The organism is Nocardia sp. JW2 (assembly GCF_051843015.1).
GTDB lineage: Bacteria > Actinomycetota > Actinomycetes > Mycobacteriales > Mycobacteriaceae > Nocardia > Nocardia coubleae.
The window spans coordinates 19,415-41,654 of record NZ_JBPXLK010000033.1; the positions used below are offsets into that span (position 1 = coordinate 19,415).

General features: G+C 68.8%; 20 protein-coding genes. 7 read left to right on the forward strand and 13 right to left on the reverse strand.

Annotation, left to right across the window (positions count from 1 at the left end):
- Positions 1–43: 43 nt before the first annotated feature.
- The 5 genes from ACSVDM_RS28245 to ACSVDM_RS28265 all read left to right on the forward strand — a co-directional run bounded on the left by ACSVDM_RS28245 (position 44) and on the right by ACSVDM_RS28265 (position 5,069).
- The gene (locus tag ACSVDM_RS28245) at positions 44–1,075 is read left to right on the forward strand and encodes a FecCD family ABC transporter permease (protein ID WP_439268818.1); all 1,032 of its coding nucleotides are present in this window, start codon (positions 44–46) and stop codon (positions 1,073–1,075) included.
- A complete protein-coding gene (locus ACSVDM_RS28250) occupies positions 1,072–2,154 on the forward strand; it encodes a FecCD family ABC transporter permease (RefSeq protein ID WP_439268819.1) in 1,083 nt (360 codons plus the stop codon). The genes ACSVDM_RS28245 and ACSVDM_RS28250 overlap by 4 nt, the downstream gene beginning before the upstream one ends.
- Complete coding sequence (locus tag ACSVDM_RS28255; RefSeq protein ID WP_067498488.1) at positions 2,154–2,954, forward strand: ABC transporter ATP-binding protein; 801 nt, start codon at positions 2,154–2,156, stop codon at positions 2,952–2,954. Before ACSVDM_RS28250 ends, ACSVDM_RS28255 begins: the two co-directional genes overlap by 1 nt.
- A 9-nt stretch (positions 2,955–2,963) precedes the next feature.
- Positions 2,964–3,593: a TetR/AcrR family transcriptional regulator gene (locus tag ACSVDM_RS28260; protein ID WP_439268820.1), complete on the forward strand. Its 630-nt coding sequence runs from the start codon at positions 2,964–2,966 to the stop codon at positions 3,591–3,593.
- Positions 3,594–3,683: 90 nt separating this feature from the next.
- Entirely contained in the window at positions 3,684–5,069 is a 1,386-nt protein-coding gene (locus ACSVDM_RS28265; RefSeq protein ID WP_439268821.1) for a lipase family protein, read from the forward strand.
- Positions 5,070–5,143: 74 nt separating this feature from the next.
- Here the strand turns inward: ACSVDM_RS28265 and ACSVDM_RS28270 are convergent, their stop codons facing one another.
- The 9 genes from ACSVDM_RS28270 to ACSVDM_RS28310 all read right to left on the reverse strand — a co-directional run bounded on the left by ACSVDM_RS28270 (position 5,144) and on the right by ACSVDM_RS28310 (position 14,330).
- The gene (locus ACSVDM_RS28270; protein ID WP_439268833.1) at positions 5,144–5,749 is read right to left on the reverse strand and encodes a GTP-binding protein; all 606 of its coding nucleotides are present in this window, start codon (positions 5,747–5,749) and stop codon (positions 5,144–5,146) included.
- Positions 5,730–6,161: a DUF742 domain-containing protein gene (locus tag ACSVDM_RS28275; RefSeq protein WP_439268822.1), complete on the reverse strand. Its 432-nt coding sequence runs from the start codon at positions 6,159–6,161 to the stop codon at positions 5,730–5,732. Before ACSVDM_RS28275 ends, ACSVDM_RS28270 begins: the two co-directional genes overlap by 20 nt.
- On the reverse strand, positions 6,158–6,586 hold the full coding sequence (locus ACSVDM_RS28280) for a roadblock/LC7 domain-containing protein (RefSeq protein ID WP_181697719.1): 429 nt from the start codon (positions 6,584–6,586) through the stop codon (positions 6,158–6,160). Before ACSVDM_RS28280 ends, ACSVDM_RS28275 begins: the two co-directional genes overlap by 4 nt.
- Before the next feature lie 15 nt (positions 6,587–6,601).
- Complete coding sequence (locus ACSVDM_RS28285) at positions 6,602–9,184, reverse strand: sensor histidine kinase (protein WP_439268823.1); 2,583 nt, start codon at positions 9,182–9,184, stop codon at positions 6,602–6,604.
- A gap of 559 nt (positions 9,185–9,743) precedes the next feature.
- Positions 9,744–10,769, reverse strand: coding sequence for a hypothetical protein (locus tag ACSVDM_RS28290; protein WP_067644546.1), 1,026 nt, complete (start codon positions 10,767–10,769; stop codon positions 9,744–9,746).
- A 47-nt stretch (positions 10,770–10,816) separates the two neighbouring features.
- A complete protein-coding gene (locus tag ACSVDM_RS28295) occupies positions 10,817–11,314 on the reverse strand; it encodes a hypothetical protein (RefSeq protein WP_439268824.1) in 498 nt (165 codons plus the stop codon).
- A 23-nt stretch (positions 11,315–11,337) separates the two neighbouring features.
- On the reverse strand, positions 11,338–12,102 hold the full coding sequence (locus ACSVDM_RS28300) for an alpha/beta hydrolase (RefSeq protein WP_067644549.1): 765 nt from the start codon (positions 12,100–12,102) through the stop codon (positions 11,338–11,340).
- Positions 12,102–13,412: a TerD family protein gene (locus tag ACSVDM_RS28305; protein WP_439268834.1), complete on the reverse strand. Its 1,311-nt coding sequence runs from the start codon at positions 13,410–13,412 to the stop codon at positions 12,102–12,104. The genes ACSVDM_RS28300 and ACSVDM_RS28305 overlap by 1 nt, the downstream gene beginning before the upstream one ends.
- Positions 13,413–13,463: 51 nt before the next feature.
- Positions 13,464–14,330 carry an NAD(P)-dependent oxidoreductase gene (locus ACSVDM_RS28310; RefSeq protein ID WP_439268825.1) on the reverse strand — a complete coding sequence of 289 codons (867 nt, stop codon included), beginning with the start codon at positions 14,328–14,330 and terminating at the stop codon, positions 13,464–13,466.
- Between the two features lie 64 nt (positions 14,331–14,394).
- On the opposite strand from ACSVDM_RS28310, the gene ACSVDM_RS28315 reads away from it, so the two are divergent.
- A complete protein-coding gene (locus ACSVDM_RS28315; protein ID WP_210740878.1) occupies positions 14,395–14,781 on the forward strand; it encodes a MerR family transcriptional regulator in 387 nt (128 codons plus the stop codon).
- A 171-nt stretch (positions 14,782–14,952) separates the two neighbouring features.
- Here the strand turns inward: ACSVDM_RS28315 and pheT are convergent, their stop codons facing one another.
- The 3 genes from pheT to ACSVDM_RS28330 all read right to left on the reverse strand — a co-directional run bounded on the left by pheT (position 14,953) and on the right by ACSVDM_RS28330 (position 19,625).
- Positions 14,953–17,454, reverse strand: a complete 2,502-nt coding sequence (gene pheT, locus ACSVDM_RS28320; protein WP_439268826.1) for a phenylalanine--tRNA ligase subunit beta — start codon at positions 17,452–17,454, stop codon at positions 14,953–14,955.
- A 15-nt stretch (positions 17,455–17,469) separates the two neighbouring features.
- A complete protein-coding gene (gene pheS / locus ACSVDM_RS28325) occupies positions 17,470–18,546 on the reverse strand; it encodes a phenylalanine--tRNA ligase subunit alpha (RefSeq protein WP_067498526.1) in 1,077 nt (358 codons plus the stop codon).
- Between the two features lie 551 nt (positions 18,547–19,097).
- On the reverse strand, positions 19,098–19,625 hold the full coding sequence (locus ACSVDM_RS28330) for a sugar O-acetyltransferase (RefSeq protein WP_439268827.1): 528 nt from the start codon (positions 19,623–19,625) through the stop codon (positions 19,098–19,100).
- A gap of 110 nt (positions 19,626–19,735) precedes the next feature.
- Between ACSVDM_RS28330 and ACSVDM_RS28335 the strand changes: the two genes are divergently transcribed.
- The gene (locus ACSVDM_RS28335) at positions 19,736–20,665 is read left to right on the forward strand and encodes a LysR family transcriptional regulator (RefSeq protein ID WP_439268828.1); all 930 of its coding nucleotides are present in this window, start codon (positions 19,736–19,738) and stop codon (positions 20,663–20,665) included.
- 60 nt (positions 20,666–20,725) lie between these two features.
- Here the strand turns inward: ACSVDM_RS28335 and ACSVDM_RS28340 are convergent, their stop codons facing one another.
- Positions 20,726–22,159 (reverse strand): MFS transporter, encoded by a 1,434-nt coding sequence (locus tag ACSVDM_RS28340; protein ID WP_439268829.1) that lies wholly within the window; start codon positions 22,157–22,159, stop codon positions 20,726–20,728.
- Positions 22,160–22,240: the final 81 nt, after the last annotated feature.

Below are 22,240 nucleotides of genomic sequence, written 5' to 3' on the forward strand. Positions count from 1 at the left end.
ACGTAGCGAAGCCTTACCTAATTACCAACTACGAAGAGGGAAAGTGACCGCATCGCCGCCCGGAGCCGTGTTCGCCGACACGCGGTCTCGCCGGTTGCTACTCATCGCGGGTCTGCTGGTCGCGGTGCTCGCGGCCGTGCTGCTCAGCATGGCCGTCGGCTCGAAATTCATCGCTCCCCTGGAGGTTCTGCAAGCGCTCGGCGGCACCACCGACACCGAGACCGGTGCCATCGTCAACGGCCTTCGGCTGCCCCGCACCCTGCTGGGGATCCTCGCCGGGCTCGCACTCGGCGTCGCGGGCGCGGTGATCCAGGGCCACACCAGGAACCCGCTCGCGGATCCGGCGCTGCTCGGCATCACCCAGGGTGCGGCGCTCGGCATCGTCGCGGCGGTGATGGTCGGTGGCATCTCGAGCCTGTTCGGCTATGTGTGGTTCGGTTTCGCGGGTGCGTTGATCGCCACCGTCACGGTTTTCGTCATCGGGACGACGGGACGGGGCGGGCCGACCCCGGTGACTCTCGCGCTGGCCGGGGCCGCCGTCAGCTACCTGCTGCAGGGGCTGATCTCGGCGGTGGTGCTGTTCGACACCGACGTCACCGATATCTACCGCTTCTGGAAGGCCGGCTCGCTGGCCGGAACCAGCCTCGACTTGCTCGGTAAGGCAACACCTTTCGTCGTCGCCGGGATCGTGCTCGCCCTGGCCAACACCTCCGCGCTCAACGCGCTCGGCCTGGGTGAGGACACCGCCCGCGCGCTCGGACATCGCGTCACACTGGCCCGCACCGTCGGCATCGGCTCGATCGTGCTGCTCACCGGCGCGGTGGTGGCGATCGCCGGGCCGCTCGGGTTCGTCGGACTCGTCGTTCCGCACCTCGCGCGCGGCATCACCGGACCCGACTACCGCTGGCTGGTTCCGGTCGCCGGGCTGCTCGGTGTGATCCTGGTGCTGGTCGCCGACATCGCGGGACGAGTGGTGCTGGACAAGGGCGAACTGCCCGCGGGCATCATGCTCGCCTTCGTCGGCGTGCCGTTCTTCATCGTGCTCGTCCGTCGCCGGAAGCTGGTGACCGTATGAGTACCGTGCGGGCGGTCCGGCTGGGACCGGTGTCCTGGCAGTTGCGGTTACGCACCACGGCGGTCCTGTTGCTCGGCGTGTCGGTGCTCGGTGTCACCAGTTGTGTCGCGCTCGCACTCGGCACGTACACGATGCCCGACGGTGGCCCTGTCACGCCGCTGGATGTGCTCGCGGTACTCACCGGTGGTGGCGACGACGGGCTGGCATACGTGGTGTGGGATCTGCGGCTGCCGCGGATTCTCACCGGTGCGCTGGTCGGCGCGGCGCTCGCGTTGTCCGGTGCGATCACCCAGGGCATCGCGCGAAACCCGTTGTCCAGTCCCGATATTCTCGGTGTCACCGCGGGCGCGAGTGTCGCCGCGGTCGCGGTGATCGCGCTATCGGGCAGCCGGGGGCAGGTCAGCGGCGCGGTGGCCGAGATCGGGGTGCCGGTGGCATCCATGCTCGGCGGATTACTCGCCGCGCTGGGAGTTTTCGTGCTCGCCTGGCGCGGTGGGATCGAAGGGTATCGACTCGTACTGGTCGGCCTCGGCGCCGGTTCGCTGCTGTCCAGCGTGACGTTCTGGCTGCTCAGTGTCGGGGAAGTCGATGTCGCGACGCGGGCGGTGACCTGGCTGACCGGCAGCCTCAACGGCAGCGGCTGGATCCAGGTGACACCGGTCGCCATCGCCCTGGCCGTCCTGGTGCCGGTGGTCCTCGCGGGCACCCACCTGCTCGGCGCCCTGCACTTCGGCGACGACACCGCCCGCTCGCTCGGCATCCGCCTCAACACCGCCAGACTGACCCTGCTGGTGCTTGCGGTACTGCTCGCCGGGGTCGCGACCGCCTCGGCGGGGGCCGTCATCTTCATCGCCCTCGCGGTGCCGCAGGTGGCGCTACGGCTCACCGGTTCGGCCCAACCACCGCTGCTCACCTCGGCGATCCTCGGCGCGGCCTTCACCGTCGCCGCCGATCTCGTCGCCCGCACGCTGCTGCCCTCGGGCGAGCTGCCCGTCGGAGTGGTCACCGCCGTGCTCGGCGCCCCCTATCTGATCTATCTGTTGATGCGGCGCAATCGCGCCGGGAAAGCGGGCGTGTGATGACCGTTCGGCTCCAGGCCGACGCCTTGACCCTCGGTTACGGGACGACCACCGTCGTCGACGGGCTGGATCTCGAGGTCACCGGCGGCACGATCACCGCGGTGATCGGACCCAACGGGTGCGGAAAATCCACGCTCCTGCGCGCGATGGCCCGGCTCCTGCGGCCCACCGGGGGTCATGTGCACCTCGACGGCAAACGTATCGACCGGATGTCGACCAGGGACGTGGCGCGCGTACTCGGCATCCTGCCCCAATCCCCGCTCGCCCCGGACGGTCTCACCGTCGCCGACCTCGTCGCGCGGGGCAGGCACCCGCACCAGCGGTGGTACCGCCAGTGGTCCCAGGACGACGAGTCCGCCGTCACCGAGGCGCTGACCTGGACCGATATGGTCGAGTTCGCCGACCGCTCGCTCGACGAACTGTCCGGCGGGCAACGCCAGCGCGCCTGGATCTCGATGGCGCTGGCCCAGAACACCGACCTGCTGCTGCTCGACGAACCGACCACCTTCCTCGACCTCGCCCACCAGATCGAGGTGCTCGACCTGGTCCGGCGGCTGCACGCCGAGGCGAACCGCACGGTGGTGATGGTGCTGCACGACCTCAATCTCGCCGCACGCTATGCCCATCGACTGGTCGCGATGCGGGCCGGGCGCGTGGTCGCGGCGGGCACGCCCGCCGAAGTCCTCACCGAGGACGTGGTGGCGCAGGTGTTCGGGCTGCGCGCGAAGGTGATCGAGGATCCGGTCACCGGCACCCCGCTGGTGGTCCCGATCGGCCCCGTCGAGGCGGCCACCTCGTAGGGTCGTGGGGTGACATCTGGGCGCACTCGGCACAATTACACCGGCACTTCGGTCGCCGAGCGGCAGGTCGAGCGTCGCGCGCTGTTCATCGAGGCCGGGCTGACCGTCTTCGCGGAGAAGTCGTACGCCAACAGTTCGCTCACCGATGTGTGCGCGACGGCGGGTCTGTCGCGGCGGCAGTTCTACGAGCAGTTCGCCGGACGCGAGGAACTGCTGGTCGCGGTGTACGACACGGTGCAGGGTAGGGCGCGGGACGCCGTGCTCGCCGCGCTGGCGGCGGTGGGCACCGACGATCTGCGCACCCTCATCGAAGCCGCGCTGCGGGCTTACACGACAACCATCACCGACGACATCCGGGCGGCCAAGGTGGCGTTCGTCGAGATCGTCGGGGTGAGCCCCTCGGTCGAGGAACACCGGGCTCGGGTCCGGGATCAGTGGGGCGAGGTGGTCGCCACCGTCGCGGCCGCGCGCGACGGTGTGCGCACGCCGCCGGGCGGTTGGCGGATGGCGATGGCGGCCTTCATCGGCGCCGTCAACGGGGCCGTGCACCAGTGGAGTCTCGACGACCCCCGGCCGCCCGTCGACGATCTCGTCGATGTCTTCACCACCCTGCTCAATGCCCTGACCTCGCCTGCGTAATCCGCAGCTGATTGCGATCCACACCACACTCGTGCCATAGTAGCCGCCATTGAGACGAAGGCGTCTCAATTCCTGTGAGGACTGTGCACGATGAGATCTCCCCTGATTCCGCGTTGGCTAGCCCTGGCCACGAGCGTGCTCGCGGCGGCAACGGTGGTGGCGGCCGGTCCGGTCGCGGCCGAGCCGACGGCGATCCCGCCCGCCCCGGTGATTCCGCTGCCGCCCGAGCTCGACCCGGGTTTCTACCTCCCGCCCGCCGATGTGGTGGCGGCGACCGAACCCGGCGCGATCATCGCGGCCAGGCAGGTCACCATCGCCGACTTCGGCGTGCTGCCGGTCGATGTCGACGCGTGGCAGGTGTCCTACCGCTCCAACAACAGCCGCGACGAGGCGATCCCGGCCGTGGCCACGCTGATCAAGCCACGCGGACAAGCGGTCTCACCGCGCAAGCTGCTCTCGGTCCAGCTGGCCGAGGACTCGACCGCGGGCTATTGCGCGCCGTCCTATGCGCTGCAACATCTTTCGATCGCGCCGGTCGCCGGACAGATCGTGGTGCCCGCCGAATTCCTGTTCGCGCAGGCGGCGCTGGCGCAGGGCTGGGCGGTCGTCGTGCCCGACCATCAGGGTCCGTACTCGGCCTATGCCGCCGGGCCGCTGGCTGGCCGGATCACTCTCGACGGCATTCGTGCCGCGACCGGATTCGCGCCGCTCGAGGTGGGGCCCGACGCACCGGTCGGCCTCTACGGGTACTCCGGCGGGTCGATCGCGACCGGGCACGCCGCCGAGCTGCACGCGAGTTACGCACCCGAACTGAACATCGTCGGCGCGGCCGAGGGTGGGGTCGGCGCGGATCTGGGTGCCGCCCTCACCATGGCGAACAACCAGCTCACCTCCGGCCTGGTCTTCGCCGCCGTCCTGGGCCTCACTCGCGAATACCCTGATTTCGCAACCTATCTCGATCAACGGCTGAACCCGCTCGGCAGGGGGCTGATGGCGGTCAAGTCGCCGCTGTGCGTGCAGTACCAGTCGGCGCTGCTGCCGTTCCTCGACCTCACCGGCATGATCGGTTCCGACGGAAACCCGCTCGACGATCCGCCGGTGGCGGCCATGCTCGACGACACACGCATGGGCAAGTCCGTCCCCGATATGCCGCTGTTCCTGTGGCATTCCGCGTGGGACGAGATCCTCCCCCTCGCCGCGACCGACACCCTGGTCGACACCTACTGCCGGGACCCGAACACCTCCCTGACCTACACCCGCGACCACGCCAGCGAACACATCGTCGCCGAGGTCGTCGGCGGCCCCGCCGCCCTGCTCTGGCTGCGCGACCGGCTCGACGGGGTCCCCGCACCGCAGGGCTGCACCACCTCCGACGCAGGGACCATGGCCGCCACTCCCGGCGCCCTGTCCTTCCTCGGCGACACCCTGTCCGCCAAGTTCGCCACCTTCTTCGGAGCCCCGCTGGGCAGCCGCTGAGGCATCGGATGTCGTGGCGGCGCGTGCCATACCGCGCCGTGCGACACCCGTGCCCACCGCTCCGCCGACCCTGCTCAGCTGACTTCCCGGTGGCGGGGCAGGGCGCGGTGCAGCAGGACCTGCTCGAGGAGTGCCACGAGGATGTCGCGCACGGAGTCGCGGTCGCGGGCGTCGCAGTCCAGGACGGGGATCCAGTCGTCGAGGCCGAGGGCTTCGCGGACTTCGGACAGGTCGAAGTGGGGTGTATCCGGGAAGCGGTTGACCACGACGACGAACGGAGTGTTGTGGTCTTCGAAGTAGTCGAGAACGGGATAGCAGTCTTCGACGCGGGCGGTGTCGACCACGATCACCGCGCCGAGGGCGCCGTCGACGAGGTCGTCCCACAGGAAGACGAAGCGGTCCTGGCCGGGGGTGCCGAACAGGTACAAGATCAGGGAGTGGTCGAGGGTGATGCGGCCGAAGTCCAGTGCGACCGTGGTCGCGGTCTTCTCGGCGTGGCGGCCGGGGTTGTCGATACCGATCGATACCTCGGTCATCGCGGCCTCGGTGACCAGTGGCTCGATCTCGGAGATGGCGCCGATGAAAGTCGTCTTGCCGACGCCGAAACCGCCGCTGACCACGATCTTCACCGATGCCGGCATCGACGCCGCGATGCGTGTTTCAGAGTGCGCGGACAAGATCGGTGATCCTTTCGATGGCGGCGGTCGTCAGCTCGGGCGCGTCGCGCACGGTCACCTGACCGGCTGCGGCCAGATCGCTGACGATCACCTTGGCGATACCGGCCGGAACCCGCAGAGCGGCACCGATTTCGGCGATGGAATGGGGGTGCTGGCACAACCGCACGACAGTGTGCTCCTCGAAACGCAATGGTGCCGACAAGGCCGAGGGTGCTGCCACGACCAGGGTTTCGAGGCGCAGGCCGTCGAGGACCGGGACCGTGCGGCCCGCGGTGACGACGAAGGGGCGGACGAACCGATCGTCGTCGGTGTCGTCGGCCGGCCGGGCGACGGGTGGCCCGGCGCTCCAGCTCGTCGGCTGGTTCAGCGGGACCATACGTGGGTCGGGCAGGCGGGGCCGGTCGGAATCCCTCATCGGCGCAACGTCTCTCGCAGCTCACCGATCAACATCGGGTCGAGCAGGGCGCCCGCTCGTTCGGCGAGCACGGCCATCTCGTAGCCCACCAGACCCACATCACAGCCACCGTCGGCGATCACGCCGAGGCAGCTGCCGTCGCCCAGCGCCGAGACGAGCAGGAAGCCGCGCTTCATCTCGATCAGGATCAGCTTCAGGCCGTCGAAGTCGTAACTGCGCGAGGCACTTCGGGCCAGGCTGGACAGTCCCGACACCATGGCGGCGAGCCGGTCGGCGCCCGTACGGTCGAGACCTTCCGACATGGCGATGAGCAGGCCGTCCGACGAGACGGCGACCGTGTCGCGCACCCCATCGGTGTTGCGCACGAAATTGCCCAGCAGCCAGTTGAAGGTGTGCGGGTCGGCGGTCGGGAGGTGGGTGGTCACCGTGGCTCCTTGCTGTCAGCGGATCGGGTCGTCTTCGGCTGTCCCGCTGCCGCTTTCGTGGCCGGTACGGAACGCGGCGAGCATGCTGCGGGTCTGGTCCGGAGTACGTTCGGCGACCGGCGGGCGGTCGTGAAGCGGGGCTTCGCGGCGGGGACGGTCCGAAGGTGTAGTGCGTTTGGCGCGCTTCACCAGGCCGTTGCGGGTACGTTCGACCGACGCCTGACCAGGAACGTCGAGGTCACCGCCCACCCCGTCGCCCCGAGTGCCACGCGGTTCCGGCGACAGGTTCAAACCGCTCCGGGCGGTCGCGTCTGTGCCGGTGAGGAATTGAATGTAGGGCGAGGGGACGACAGGGGAACCCTGGTCGGCGCCGGGCGGATCGGCGGGAAGAACGACGGGCTGCTGAGCCGGGTGGTGGCCGTTCAGCGGCTCGACTCGTAGTTGTCGGCCATCTTGCTGATCGAAGTTCGGCAGCGGCGTGCCATTCCGCGTCGGCGTCGGCGTCGGTCGGTTGGAGGCGTTGTGGCCGGCACCGCGTCGAGGGGGTTCTGGGACGCGGTCGACTCCGCTCGCCGCCATCTGTCCCCGGCTGTGCCGCGCATCGGCGGGCGCGCCGTTGACGTCGCCGTCGTGGCTCCCCGTGGACTGTCGGCCCACTCGAGCACCACCGGATTCCGGTCGCCCGGAGGAACTTTCGTCGGCGATCAGGCTCGATGGCAGCAACAGCCGGGCGACGATGCCGCTCACCGGTGAGGTGTTGAGTTCCACTTCTATACCGAGACGGCCGGCGAGGCGGCCGACGACGTAGTGGCCGAGGTAGCGGGTGGAGGCGACGATGAAGTCCTGCTCGCCGCGTAGGCGGGCATTGGCTTCGGCGAGCTGTTCGGCGGACATGCCGACGCCGTGGTCGACGACTGCGAGCAGATATCCACCGGCCACCTTGCGCCCGTAGATCTCCACTTCGAGGTCGGGTGGGGAGAACGCCAAGCCGTTCTCGATGAGCTCGGCCAGAGCGTGCGCGAGCTCGCTGACCACCGCACCGGTGATCGCGACCTCGTCGACGCGACGCAGCACCACCCGCCGGTAGTCGTCGACCTCTGAGAGCCCCGCCCGGATGACGTCGGTGAGCGCGATCGGTTCGGCCCACCGGCGCGGGCTCGCCTCACCGACCAGGACGAGCAGGCTTTCGGCATTGCGTCGCATGCGGGTGGCGAGGTGGTCGAGTTCGAACAGGTTGGACAGGGTTTTCGGGTCGAGTTCCTCGCGTTCGAACTCGCTGATGAGGCCGAGTTGTCTGCGCACCAGATTCTGGTTGCGCCGGGCCAGGTTCGCCATCGACTCGGTGGTGTTGCGCCGCACCAGCGCCTGTTCGGACGCGAGGTCGAAGGCGGTGCTCTGCACCCGGTCCAAAGCGCCTGCGACAGCATCGATCTCGGCACTCGCACCCGGTGGGGTGCGGACGGGCGCGGGTGGGTCGGGGCGGGTGTCGGCGGATCCGCGCCATGCGGCGATCACCTCGGGCAATCGGGTGGAAGCCACGTCGTCGGCCTCGGCGGCGAGCGCGGCCAGGGGTCGCACGATGGCCCGGACACTCGCGAACACCAGCGCGACCTCGGCGGCGATCGCCAGCAGTGCGGCAAGGGCGAAGGCGGCCAGCACGATGGCCGCGGTGCGGCGCAGGTCGGCGGCGCGGGCCCGCACATCGTCGCCGACGGCCTGCTGCACGGTGCGCTGTGCGTCGATCACCTCGGTCATCTGCGACCACCACACCGCCGGGTCGACCGGAGCGGTCAACGGTCCGGCGGTGGACGCGATCGCGATGTTCTCCGATTCCGCTGCCCGCATGGCACTTTCACCGCCCATGACGGCGGCGAGCCGGTCGCGCTGTGCCGGAGTCGCCTCGCGGTCGAACTGGGTGAGCGCGGCGGTGCGGGCCGCGCGCATGTCGAGGAATTGCACGTACTCCCCCGCCACGAACTCCCCCGCCGCGAAAACGCCGTTGAGGAAACCACGTTCGCGGGCGGTGAACTCCTTGGCGTCGCCCAGGGCGTAGAGCGCTTGCAGGCCGTGGCGCACGGCGGGGTCGCGGGCTTGATCCAGGCCGAGGGCGAGCCGGTTGAGCGCGTCGATGCTGTCGGAATAGAACTGGAACGCGGCCTGTCGGGAAACGGTCCTGGTGTCGATCTGCGACCGGACGCCGGGCAGACCGCCGAGATGACCGAGCGCCGAGCGCACCTCCCCCGCACCGGGTGGGTCGGCGGTCAGCGCGGCGCTCAGGGTGCGCAGCGCCGCGTCGGTGGCGGGACGCTGGTCCCCGACCGCCTGCACCAGCCGCGCGTCACCGCCGAGCAGACCGTTGCTGAGCCCGCGTTCGCGCTGCACCTGGTGCACCAGATCCTGTGCGGCCAGGGCAACCGCGACCGCGTCCACGGTTTCCCCGCTGCGCCGGAACGCGGTGATCTGGGTCGACATCGTCACCCCGAGCAGCACGAGCACCAGCACCAGCGACACCGCGAGAATCCGGGCGAGCTGCCCGGAAATGGTGCGCGGCCGGATCAGCCCGCCACCCGCGGCCCGCCGACGGGAATGTGAACGCACCACCTGCTCCTCTGAAACACCACACGCGGTATTTCGCGGCGGCCCACCGAAAGTCAGGTGTCAACTTGCACTGCGCCGGGGGCGCGGTCAATCCGGGACGGCGTAAGAACGGGATTCGTGCATTGATCTCAACATGCCGGAAATCAACGGGGCTCTCTGTGTCGGAAAGCTCACCGCTCCCACCGTAATTCGGTGACGGATTCGTTCGATGTCCGACTTGTTCCGCACAGTTTCCGCTGTGACGCCACCCACACTTCCCGAGCCATAAAGCCGAGAAGACTTGCGGTGAACCGGATACGAACGATAACGGTCCACTGCGATAATTCGGGCAATTCGCCGAAATTTCCGCAACGCCGCCGCGGCCACATCCTTCTGCGTGAGCTTCGGACGCGCCCGGTGCCGGTAGTGGTCGACCACGATCAGGACGGCACCCCGCTGAACCGAGATCGAGGTGGCAGCGGTGTCCTCACCCGAGTCGACCCTCGCCAGGACACGGAAACCCGCATGTGGTTGGAAGGAATCTTCGCCCTCCGGCCCGCTTCGAGCGGCGGATCGGCACTCATTCCCCGGCGAGAATACCGAGGACCTGATCGGAGTAGTAGAAGGGTTCGAGGCGTTCGCGCAGGAGTTGGGCGAGGACGCCATTGCGCTTGGCCGCTTCGATGACGGCAGGCCCGTAGCGCAGGATTTCGGTGCTGATGTCGTCGGCGTTCAGCCCGAGTTCGGGAAGCATCGAGGACAGGGTGTGGTCGGCATAGCGGGTGTAGAACACCTCCACGCATTCGCGGACCAGCAGGCCGAAGTATTCCTTCTCCCTGGTGGTGACCGCGATTTCGTAGCAGATCTGGACCAGTTCGTTGAGGTCCTTCTGGGTGAGGTATTCGCGCAGGCCCGCCACCGGTTCGTCGGCGTGCAGGTCCCAGAATTCCATCGCCGCCGAGTGCACGGGGGCGTCGCGCAGCATGTCGCGGATGGCGTTGTTGGTGCGCTTGAGCGCGAACAGCGCGCCCTTGCCGGCGAGGTCACCGACGAAGGTGCTGTCGGCGGCGACCTTCTTGGCGCGGTTGGCCGCGGACTGGCCGAGCGACATCAGCGAGGACACGCCCGGGATCTTCTCGGCGCGTTCCCGATTGGCCTGCATGAAGTCGCCGATCAGCTTGTCGACGAAACGCGACGCGACGGTCGCCACGAGCGGGCTCTCGGTGAGCCGGTCCAGAATGCGTTCCTGGGCCTGGTGCATACCGAAGATCTTCTCCAGCAGCGCTTCCACCGGTTCACGGTCGACGACATCGCCGAGGGTGTAGTCGGTGTTGGTGGCGATGTGGTCGTAGATGGCGTCGGAGAACACCCCGACCGTGTCGGCGATGACCGGCGAACCGCCGATGCGGTCGAAGACCCGTGCCACCGTCTCCTCGCCGTCGGCCAGGGAGACCACATCACCGAAGCGGATGGTGTCGCCGACGGCGAGTACGGCCGCCACGTCGCGGGCGATCACCTCGGCGAACCGTTCACCGGTCACCTCGCCGAGCAGGTAGTCGACCTGCGCGTCGAGCAGTCGTTCGGCGATCTGGCGCGCCTGCGTCATGTATGTCCACCCAATCACGGTTGTCGCTCGGTTGGGAGGACGCGAGGCTAGGCGCCGGAATCGTTGTCCCGCATCGCCTTCCGGATCTGATCCAGACGCTCGCGCGCGGCCTTGCCCCGCGCCTCCCATTGTTCGTCGGCGCTGCGGCCCGCCGGGGTCTGCCGGTCGAGTTCACCCATGCCCTGGGCGGTGCCGAAACGCTGCTCGACCTTATCGCGAACCGCGTCGAATGTCGGCACTCCAGAAGTGGAATATCCGCCGGTCACAGCGTTCGCGGCGGGCCCGGAACCCCCCAACGGTACCGGCGGTACCGCATGACCATCTCCGACCTGCTCGGATGCCACCGGCTCCGCGTCGACGATCTCGGCCTCGGTGTCGAGCATCACAGGCGGGCCGACCTCGGCATGACCGGCCTCCACCTGAGCCAGCGCGGCGGCGACGGCGCCGAGCCCCGGCCTGCCCGCCACCGCCGCGCGCAGCAGCGATACCAGCTCGGCGTCGGGCAGCGCGGCCAGCCGGCCGAGGATCTCGCTCGTTTCGCTCATACCGCCAGGCTACGCAGCCGCGCTCACCTGTCGAGGAACTCACTCCACTGCGCGATGAGCTGTGGCCAGCGCGGTCCGAGCGTGTCGATGACATCGTTGTGGCCCGCACCGGGAACCACGATCAACTGCTTGGGCTCGTTCGCGGCCGCATACAGGCGTTCGGCATGGCGCAGCGGCAGCAGTTCGTCGTGTTCGCCGTGCATCATCAACACCGGCACCCGCAGCGCGGAAATGCGGCGCAGGTTCGGGTAGGCGTCGGGAACCAGCGGTGCGGGCAGGAACGGATAGACCGAGCGGGCGGCGTCACGCATACCGCTGAAGGTCGACATCAGGACCATGCCCGCGGGCGGGTGCTCGCCCGCCAGCTCGAGCAACACCCCACCACCGAGCGATTTGCCCAGGTAGACGACCCGTGCGGGGTCGACCTCCGGCTGCTCGAGCAGGGCGGTGCGCGCCGCACGCGCGTCCAGGTAGGTGCCGTGCTCACCGGGGGCGCCGCTGCTGTGCCCGAAACCTCGGTAATCGAAGGCGAGCACGTCGAAACCGGCGGCGACCAGCAGCGCGATGATCGACACCCGGTCACCGATGGTCCCGGCGTTGCCGTGGGCGTAGAGGATGTGGGCGCGCGGGCGTTCGGCCCGCACGAACCAGCCGTGCAGATCGATACCGTCCGCGGTGCGCATGTGCAGATCGCGGTAGTCCAGGCCGAGCGCGGCCGGTGTCTGCGCGAGGTGCCGCTCGGGGTGGTAGACCAGTGCGTTGAGCACCCTGGTCGCCGGATGCCGCATCACTTACCGCGTCCCGCTTGAAAACCGAAGTCCCAGTTGTAGAGTCGCGCGATCTCCATCACGCCGCCACCCGGCTGCCCGGCCGGTGGCCGGACGAAGACACCCTCGCGGCGCACCACGAGTTCACCGTTGACGTTCTCCAGCACCGCGAGCACGGCGTCGCGGGAGTTGTCGGTGCACCCGTCGAGTGTCATCTCGATCGGCGCCGAATTCACCGGGTGCAGGGTGACGGTGGCGTGGACGTTGCGGAAATCGCTTGCCCCGTCGTAGATCGAGGCGAACACGAGGATGCGGCGGAAGAACCGGGTGTAGTCGAGATTGATCGACAGGTTCTCACCGGTGATGCTCGCGCCGGTGCGGTCGTCCTGGTCGAGGTGGATGAACGGCGGTTCGTAGAGCGCGCCGAAACGCCGATCCAGCGCCCGGACGGACCCGATCGCGCCGTTGACCAATTCGAAGAAACAGCACAGGTCGAGATCGATGTTCTTGCCGCGCAGTTTGCCGAAGATGCGGCCGGTGGCGGCCATCGACGTCCAATTGAGATTCACCCGCATCACACCGCCGGTGGCGCCGTGCTTGGTGAGCGAGACGCTCGGGGATTCCTTGGTGAGGGAGACTTTCGCGAGGTTCACCGGAGCTTGCCCGGATGGCGTTGCAGGCGAGGGGAATCGAGCGCCCGGATGCGGTTGACCCTGCGGCGGCGCGTAGGGCTGGGTCGGTGGCGGTGCCGGCTGCTGCGGTTGAGCAGCGGGAGTCGGCCGGCTCGGGGGCGGAGTGAAGGGCTGGTCTACCGGGGCATCGTCGACGGTGATGCCGAAATCTGTTGCGAGCCCGGCCAGTCCGGTGTCGTACCCCTGGCCCACCGCGCGGAACTTCCACGCACCCTGACGGCGGTACAACTCGCCGAGGACGAACGCGGTCTCGGTGGTGGCGCCGGTGCTGTCGAATCGGGCGACCTCCCCACCGGTCGCCGCGTCGAGCACCCGGATGCAGAGGTCGCGGAACTGGCCGAAGGTGCCGCCGTCGGCGGAGGCGGCCAGCACGATCTTCTCGATCTGTGGTTCCACCTGCGCCAACCGCACCGACAGGGTGTCGACAACCGTCGGGCCCTGGTGTTTCCCGGCGTGGCGCACCGCCCCGGAGGGGTGCACCGCCTGGTTGTAGAACACGAAGTCGTCGTCGGAGCGCACCTTCGCCCCGGCGAGCAGCAGGGCGGACGCGTCCGCGTCGGGCACCCCCGGCCCCGCCTGCCAACTCACTTCGACCCGGACCTCGGCGGCGGGCACCACGACATTGGCGCCTTTCATCATCGACACGCTGCCAACCTATCCCGCCCCGCCATCGGCCCACCACCGATCCGGCTACGGCTTGGCGAACTCGGTGATGAGCACCGGGTACTGCTCGGCCCCGTGACCGGCGGCGATCGCCCTTTCGGCCATCGCCTTCAACAGTTTCGGCAGCTCCGCGTTCACCCCGAGCGCTTCACACTCCTCGACGAGGTGTGTCATCGACGCGGCATCGGTCGACAGGGCCGCGACCTCGGCGGGATAGGCGCCGTTGTCGACCTGTTCGGCGTATCCGGGCAGCCAGGTGGCCACGCCGGTGGCGATCTGCGCGGCGAACGGCGCGTAGGTGCGTGCGTCGACACCGGCGGTCCGCAGCATCGCGGTGCCCTGCAACCAGGCGTTGAGCACGCTCCACATCATGGCCAGCCCGGCGCCGTCGTAGAGGGCGGCCAGACCGTGATCGGCGCCGAGATGGGTGACGGTGCCCAGTGCCGCGAGTACCGGCGCGGCCGCATCGAAGTCGGCCTGCGCGCCGCTGTGCAGGAGGACTGCGTCGGCGGTCCCGATCACCGGCGGAACGGCCATGATCGCGCCGTCGAGATACCGGGCGCCACGCTGCTCGGCCCAGCGGGCCGCCGCCCTGGCCTGGGCGGAGTCGCCGGAGGTGAGGTTGACGACGATGGTTCCGGCCAGGTCGGCCTGCTCGAGCACCGCGTAGACGGCCGGGTAGTCGGTCAGGCAGACCACGATCACCCGGCCGGCGTGCACGGCGTCGGCGACGGTGTCGGCGTGCCGGGCGCCGCCGGCGATCAGCTCGTCGGCGGCGGAAGGGGTGCGGTTCCAGACGATGGTCGGGTGCCCGGCGGAGAGGAAGGCACGGGCGAGTGCCCGGCCCATCAGGCCCAGGCCGAGAACGGTGACGGGAGTGGTTGTTTCGGTCATGGCACCATCGTCAACGTTGATACCGGTGTGAAGGTCAAGTGAGGATGTCGTGCGGATCGGCGAATTGAGCAGACGAACCGGCGTGCACACGCACCAGCTGCGCTACTACGAGGCCCAGGGGCTGCTCGAGGCGAACCGCCGCTCGAACAGTTATCGCGATTACGACGAGAGCGCAGTCCTGCGGGTGACCCAGATCAGGCACCTGCTCGCCGCGGGCCTCTCCTCGGCCGACATCGCCTACCTCCTGCCGTGCGCCCATGGCGAGGTACCGGACCTGCCGGGCTGCCCGGAATTGATCGGGGCGATGCGGTCACGACTCACGCGCATCGAGGAACAGATGGCCGCACTCGCCCGCTCCCGCGACGCCCTCACCACCTATATCGGCGCAGCGGAAGAGATGGGCGGTGAACACTACCCGCCCTTGACGGGAACCGAGGCGCTGCGATCCTGAACCACCCGGGTCCGGCTGCTGCGACGGCCAGCAGTCGCGCCGTGCGACCGTCGCCGCGCGCACAGCCCCGCCCAGGGCCGGGCCAACGCGACGATCTGTCAGAGGGTTGACGCTGCCCGAAGCCGACTGAGGCCGCCCGGATACCGGACGGCCTCAGCTTCAGCTGGAATCTCAGGCGCGCAGTTCGGCGCCGACCGCTGCAGTGGCCGAGGCGACGGCGGCATCGCGCGCCGCGCTCGCCTCGTCCTCGGTGAGGGTGCGGTCGGGAGCGCGGAAGCGCAGGGCGTAGGTGAGGGACTTGCGGCCCTCACCTGCCTGCGTGCCCTCGTAGACGTCGAACAGGGCGATGTCTTCGAGCAGGTCACCACCGCCGGTGCGCAGGGCAGTCTCCACCTGGGCGGCGGGGACGGCCTTCTCGACGCTGATCGACACGTCCTGCAGCACGGCGGGGAATGCCGAAACCGTTGGGGCAGGGCGAGATTCGACCAGGGGAAGCGCGTCGAGGTCGAGTTCCAGCGCGCAGGTGCGCGGGGGAAGACCGGCGCGTTCCAGCACGGCGGGGTGCAGTTCGCCCGCGTGGCCGACGACCACGCCGTCCACCAGCAGTTCGGCGCAGCGGCCGGGATGCCACGGCAGGTAGGCGGCGGCGCGGCGCTCGATCACCACACCTGCGGCGTCGGCCACCTCGTCGACCAGGGCGAACGCGTCGGCGGCCTCGGCCGGACGACCCGGCCCCCACGGTCCGCGCGGATCACGCTTACCGCTGAGCACCGCCGCGACGTGCACCGGCTGGGCGGGCAGTGAGGCGTTCAGCTCGGCGATCTGCTCGTCGGTCGGCCGGCGATCCACCGGCAGCGCCTCGACCGCACGGGTCTGCTCGCCGGGCAGGACCACCTGGGCGATGCCGTAGATCGTGAGGTCGCGTGCGCCGCGAGAGATATTGCGGGCGGCCACTTCCAGCAGACCGGGCAGCAGCGTTGTCGCCAGTTCCGGACGCTCGGCGTCGAGCGGGTTCAGCACGCGCGTGGTGTTGCGGCGCGGATCGTCGGCATCCAGCCCCCACACGTCGAACACGCCACCCGGCAGGAATACCGGCGCGGGTACTTCGACGGCACCGGCGAACGCCAGCGCCCGGCTCACCGCACGTCGACGCTTCTGCTGCGCGGTCAGACCGCGACCGGCGGGCGCCGACGGCAGCACCGACGGGATCTGCTCCAGCCCCTCCAGCCGCAGCACCTCTTCGACCAGGTCGGCGGGCTGGGACAGATCGGGACGCCAGCTCGGCGGAGTCACCAGCAGCTGGGTCTTGCCCGCGTCGTTGACCTCGATATCGACGTGCGCACCGATCTGGGCCAGCCTGCGCACGGCGGTGCCCGCCGGGTAGGTGACGCCCGCGACGCGGTCGGGCAGGTCGATGTCCATCGCGATCGGCGCCGCCGCTTCCAGCGGCACCCGGATGTCGGTGAGCGTGGATTCGATGGTGCCACCGGTGATTTCGGCGAGCAGGGTGGCGGCGCGATCGAGGGCGACGATATTGATCTCGGGATCGACGACCCGCTCGTAGCGCTTGGCCGCCTCCGACGACAGCTTGTGCCTGCGCGCGGTCCGGTAGACGCGCAACGGGTTCCAGGTGGCGGCCTCGAGGATCACGTCGGTGGTGTCGGCGCCGACCTCGGTGCTCGCCCCACCCATCACACCGGCCAGCGAGATGACACCGGAATCGTCGGCGATCACCACGTCCTCGGCATCGAGGGTGCGCTCGGTGTCGTCGAGGGTGCGCAGGGTCTCGCCCTTGTGCGCGGAGCGAACGACCAAGCCGCCGTTCAGTTTCGCGGCATCGAAGGCGTGCAGCGGCTGCCCCAGTTCGAGCATCACGTAGTTGGTGACGTCGACGGCCGGGGAGATCGGGCGCATGCCTGCCAGCATCAGCCTGCGCTGCAACCACAGCGGGCTCACCGCGTTCGGGTTCACCCCGGTGACGCGCCGGACCCCGAAGCGGGTGCATTCGGAATCGGCTTCCAGCCGCACCGGCCAGGCCTCGGACTCGCCGTCGGGCAGCGTGCGCACGGCGGGGTCGGCGTATTCGAGATCGAAACCGCACGCCAGCTCGCGGGCCAGACCGCGGACCGAGAAGCAGTAGCCCCGGTCCGGGGTGATGTTGAGTTCGATGATCGTGTCGTCGGTGCCGAGCAGTACGTTGGCGTCGTCACCGGGCTGCGCCGAACCCGGCTCGAGCACCAGGATGCCGTCGTGATCCTTGCCGATGCCGAGCTCGGCGACCGAACAGATCATGCCGTTGGAGGTGTGGCCGTAGGTCTTGCGGGAGGAGATCTTGAACCCACCGGGCAGCTCACCACCGGGCAGCACGACGACGACGAGGTCGCCGACCGCGAAATTGCGGGCGCCACAGACGATTTCCTGCAACTCCGGGTTGCCGACATCGACCTTGCAGAAGCGGATCGGCTTCTTGAACTCGGTGAGTTCGGTGATCTCGGCGACGCGTCCGACGACCAGCGGCTTGTCGATGTCACCGCCGATCGGGGTGAGCTTGTCGACCTCTTCGACCTCGAGGCCGACCCGGACGAAGCCCGCGTCGAGTTCCTCGGCCGACACCGACCACTCGGGGGTGGTGCGCTGCAGGATCTCGGTCAGCCAGGACTGTGCTACTCGCACGTTTTCGCTCTCTCTCTACGACCGGATACCGAAGGGCAGGGTGAACCGCACGTCACCCTCGACGATGTCGCGCATGTCGGGAATCCCGTTGCGGAACTGCAGGGTTCGCTCCATGCCCATGCCGAACGCGAATCCGGAATACACCTCGGGATCGATGCCGCTGGCGATGAGGACCTTCGGGTTGACCATGCCGCAGCCGCCCCACTCGACCCAGCCCGCGCCGCCCTTCTTGTCCGGGAACCACACGTCGACCTCGGCCGAGGGCTCGGTGAAGGGGAAGTAGTTGGGGCGCATGCGGGTTCGGGTGTCGGGGCCGAACAGGGCGCGCGCGAAGGCGTCGAGCGTGCCACGCAGGTGGGCCATGGTCAGGCCCTTGTCGATGGCCAGACCCTCCACCTGGGAGAACACCGGGGTGTGGGTGGCGTCGAGTTCGTCGGTGCGGAAGGTGCGACCCGGGCACACGACGTAGATCGGCAGCTCACGTTCCAGCATCGAACGCACCTGCACCGGGGAGGTGTGGGTGCGCAGCACCTGGCGCGACCCCTCGGGGGCGATGTGGAAGGTGTCCTGCATGGTGCGCGCCGGGTGGTCGGGCAGGAAGTTCAGCGCGTCGAAGTTGAAGTGCTCGGTCTCGACCTCGGGGCCCTCGGCGACCTCCCAGCCCATGCCGACGAACACGTCGGCGATCTGCTCGGAGATGACCGTGATGGGATGCCGGGCACCGGCCGGACGGCGACGAGCGGGCAGGGTGACGTCGATCTTCTCGGCCACCAGCACGGCCTGATCGCGCTCTTCCAGCAGCGCCGCGCGGCGCGCCTCGAAGGCGTCGGAGACCCGCTTGCGCGCGATATTGACCCGCTTGCCCGCGTCGGCCTTCTCTTCCTTGGGCAGACGACCCAGCTCACGCTGCGCCAGCGCGATCGGCGACTTGCCGCCGATGTAGTCGGTCTTGGCGACCGCGAGCGCGTCCAGATCGGCCGCCGCGGCGAACGCCTTCTCGGCCTCCGCCGCCGCTGCCGCGAGTGCCTCCTCGGTCAGTTCGGCGCCCAACGGGCCTGCGCCCTGCTCGACTCCACTGTTGTCGTCGGCCACGATTGTTCGACTCTCCCCTGGGGATCGGTTCACGGGTGCGTCATTGCCTACCCGTATCGGTGCTGCATAAATCCTATGGGATGGGGTTCGCTCGGTTCATCCGGATTACCGGGGGACACCGCGGGGGCCTGCGTGGAGTCGCAATCAGGACTGACAAGTCCAGGTCAGACCGGTTTTCGGAGGGTTCTCACCAAGATCACCACGGAACCGAAATTCGAGGGAACCGAATCGCCCCGAGTTCCGTCCAACCGTTCAAACACATCCGCCGTGTTCGACGCGAGACAGGACGACTCGATGGCTGAACAGACCTGCGACTCCACCCCACCCCGGGGCAGGCGCATGCGACGCACCGCCCCGGGCAGCGGACTGGCACTGTGCGGCCTCGGCATCCGCCCTTCCCGCCCCCGCCCATTCCCCCGCGCGACCGGTCCCTGCCCCGAGGGAAACACACAATCCCACCAGCCCGAAACCCCACCCGACCAGGACTAGGGCGGATGGGGCCTCGGACCCTGATCGCGGACTCGAACCGGAGGCGCCGGGGCGAGGACGCATCACTCGATGCTCTTGATCACCCGTGCGGGCACGCCCGCGACCAGTGTGCGGGCAGGCACGTCTCGGGTGACGACCGCACCGGCGGCCACGACGGAGCCCGCACCGATGGTCACGCCCTGAGTGATCACGGCGGACGCGCCGATCCAGACGTCGTCCTCGATCACGATGGGAGCGCTGGTGACGTACTCACGTCGCTCGGCCGGCGGGAGTGGATGTCCACCGGTGATGAGGCATACCTTCGGAGCGATCATGACGTTGTCGCCGATGCTGATGCCGCCGTTGTCCATGAAGGTGCAGCCTTGGTTGACGAAGACGTTCGTTCCGAACCTCGTGCCGAGCCCGTACTCGGTGAAAAAGGGCGGATAAATCGTCACCGATTCCGGCAGGGGGCGGCCGAAAACAACCGCGAGTAGTTGCGCCCGACCGGCGGTGTCTCCGAACGGAAGGACGTTCAGTCGAGAGGTCGCATCGGTTACCTGTGCGATCCTTTCCGTATAACGCGTGAACTCGGGCGTTTGGACGTACATGATCTGCGCTGTGCGGGTAGACATGACCCTGATACCAGCACCTGCCGAAGGCCGGATCAAACAACCAATCCGATCCCGACACAACTGTTGGTTGTTCCTAGGGTGGTGACATGGACATCGAAGCGCTGCGCACCTTTGTGGCCGTCGCCGAGGCCGGACAGTTCCAGGCAGCGGCCGACGAGCTCAGGATCAGCCAGCAAGGAGTCTCCAAGCGGATTGCGGGTTTGGAGAAAAGCCTCGGGGTCGCACTGCTGGTGCGCAGCTCCCGTGGTTCGCGGTTGAGCCTGGACGGGCAGGCCCTCCTCCCCTACGCCAAGAAGGTGATGGTGGCACTCGAGCAGGCAGAGCAGGCTGTGCGCCCCGGCAGCCGACCCCTGCGGGTGGATGTCCTCAACCGGCGCATCGCTCCGGCCCAGGCCGTCTACCGCTACTACCGATCCCGCCCCGGTATCGTCTTGGACACGGTCACGCTCAGCGACGCGAACGCCGCCCACGCGGCCCGGGCCGTGCTCGACGGCAGTCTCGACGCTTCCTTCCGCGCTCTGCCGGGCGACCAGGTACCCGTCGGCATCAGAGCCGAACGGCTTCTGGACGTGCCATTGCAACTGCTGGTCGGACCCGCCCACCCGTTCGCGGGCGAGAACCACGTCAGGCTCACCGACCTTGCCGGTCATCGCATCTGGATCCCCGGCATCAGACCGGGGACGGAGTGGGAGCGGTACTACCGGTCGCTGTCGCAGACCTTCGGGCCGAGCATCGACGCACTCGGTCCGCACTTCGGCGACGAGGCAATCATGGACGCCCTGGCGGACTCGGCCTCGCTCGCTACCCTGGTCGGCAGCGGCGACCGGTACTTGTGGCCCGCGAACTACGACCTGCGACGCATCCCGCTGCGCGAGCCGACGCCGATATACCCACACATACTGCTCACGCGCTCTGATCACGAGCATCCGGTGCTGACCGGCCTGCGCGACTACCTGCGAGCCTCCGAACCGGAGGACACCGACGACGTGTGGGTCCCGGACTGGGCGGCCTGCTGATCGCCCAGTCCGAATCGCCGGACTTTTCGTGCGCGCCGCCAGCCCGGGTACCCGCGTGAGTCAGGCGATAGCTCTGGTGTGCCGGGGCAGGAAGGCGGCGATGATCGCGGCGGCGGCGACCAGGGCGGCGCCTACCCAGACCGCGGGGATCAGGCCGTCGACGTAGGACTGGGGGTCGGTGTAGGAGCCGGCGGTGGCGAAGACCGAGGCGAGGACCGCGATGCCCATGGCGACGCCGACCTCGCGGACGGTGCTGTTGATGCCCGAGGCCATGCCCTGGTCGGCGGGTGAGGCGCTGGCCATGACGATGGTGGACGACGGGGCGAAGGTGAGGCCCATGCCGATGCCGCCGAGGACGAAGGGCGCGACGAAGGAGATGTAGGGGACGTCCGTGCTCGTGATCAGCGCCATCCAGGCCAGGGACACGGCAAGGCAGACCTGGCCGGTGGCGATGAGGACGCGCGGGCCGACCCGGTCGACGACGAGTCCGGCCAGCGGGGCGACGACCATCGGAACCATCGTCCACGGCATCGTGCGGATTCCGGACTCCAGCGGCGAGTACCCCTGCACCACCTGGAAGAACTGCGCGAGCAGGAAGATGGCACCGAACACACCGGCGGAGAACCCGAACGACACGAGGTAGCTCAGGCTCAGACCGCGGTTGGCGAACATGCGCAGCGGCAGCATCGGTTCGGCGGTGCGGTGCTCCCAGGCGACGAACGCGACCAACAGCGCGAGACCACCGACCAGGGCGGTGAGCACCTGCGCAGCGGTCCAGCCGTCCTCGGCGCCGTGGATCACGCCCCACACCAGTGCGAGCACGCCAGCGGCGGAAAGGACGAGGCCGGCCAGGTCGAGTTTGCGTGCGGCACCGCGTGATTCGCTCAGCATCCGGGCGGCGAAGGGCAGCGCGAGCAGGCCGACGGGCACGTTGAGCCAGAAGATCCACTGCCAGTTCAGGCCCTCGACCACGGCACCGCCGACCACCGGGCCGACCGCGACACCGAGCCCGGCCAGACCGCCCCAGATCCCGATCGCGGCGCTGCGCATCCGCTCGGGCACGGCCGCGGCGAGCAGTGTCAGCGACAACGGCATCACCGCGGCGCCACCTGCGCCCTGAATCGCACGGGCGAAAATCAGCATCCACGGCTCGGTGGCCAGCGCGCAGGCCGCCGACGCGACGACGAACACCGCGATTCCCGCCAGGAACATCCGGCGGCGGCCGAGGCGATCGCCGAGCGCCGAGGCGGTGAGCAGCAGCGCCGCGAACGACAGCGTGTAGGCGTTGACGAACCATTGCAGGTCCGAAAGCGATGCTCCCAGTTCGGTTTTGATCACCGGCAGGGCATTGGTCACCACGAGGTTGTCCAACGTGACCATGAACATCGGAATGCCGACGGCGGCGATTACCGCACCGAGGGGCTTGGCTTTCGCGCCGCCGGGTGACGGCGCGTCGGCGAGGACGGCGTCACCGGGATCGAGCGTCTGTGTCATGGTCCACCCTTGTTGTAATCCACTGATAACTTGAGTCCAATGGTTATGCATCGACTGATAACATGTCAAGAGGAATCCGCG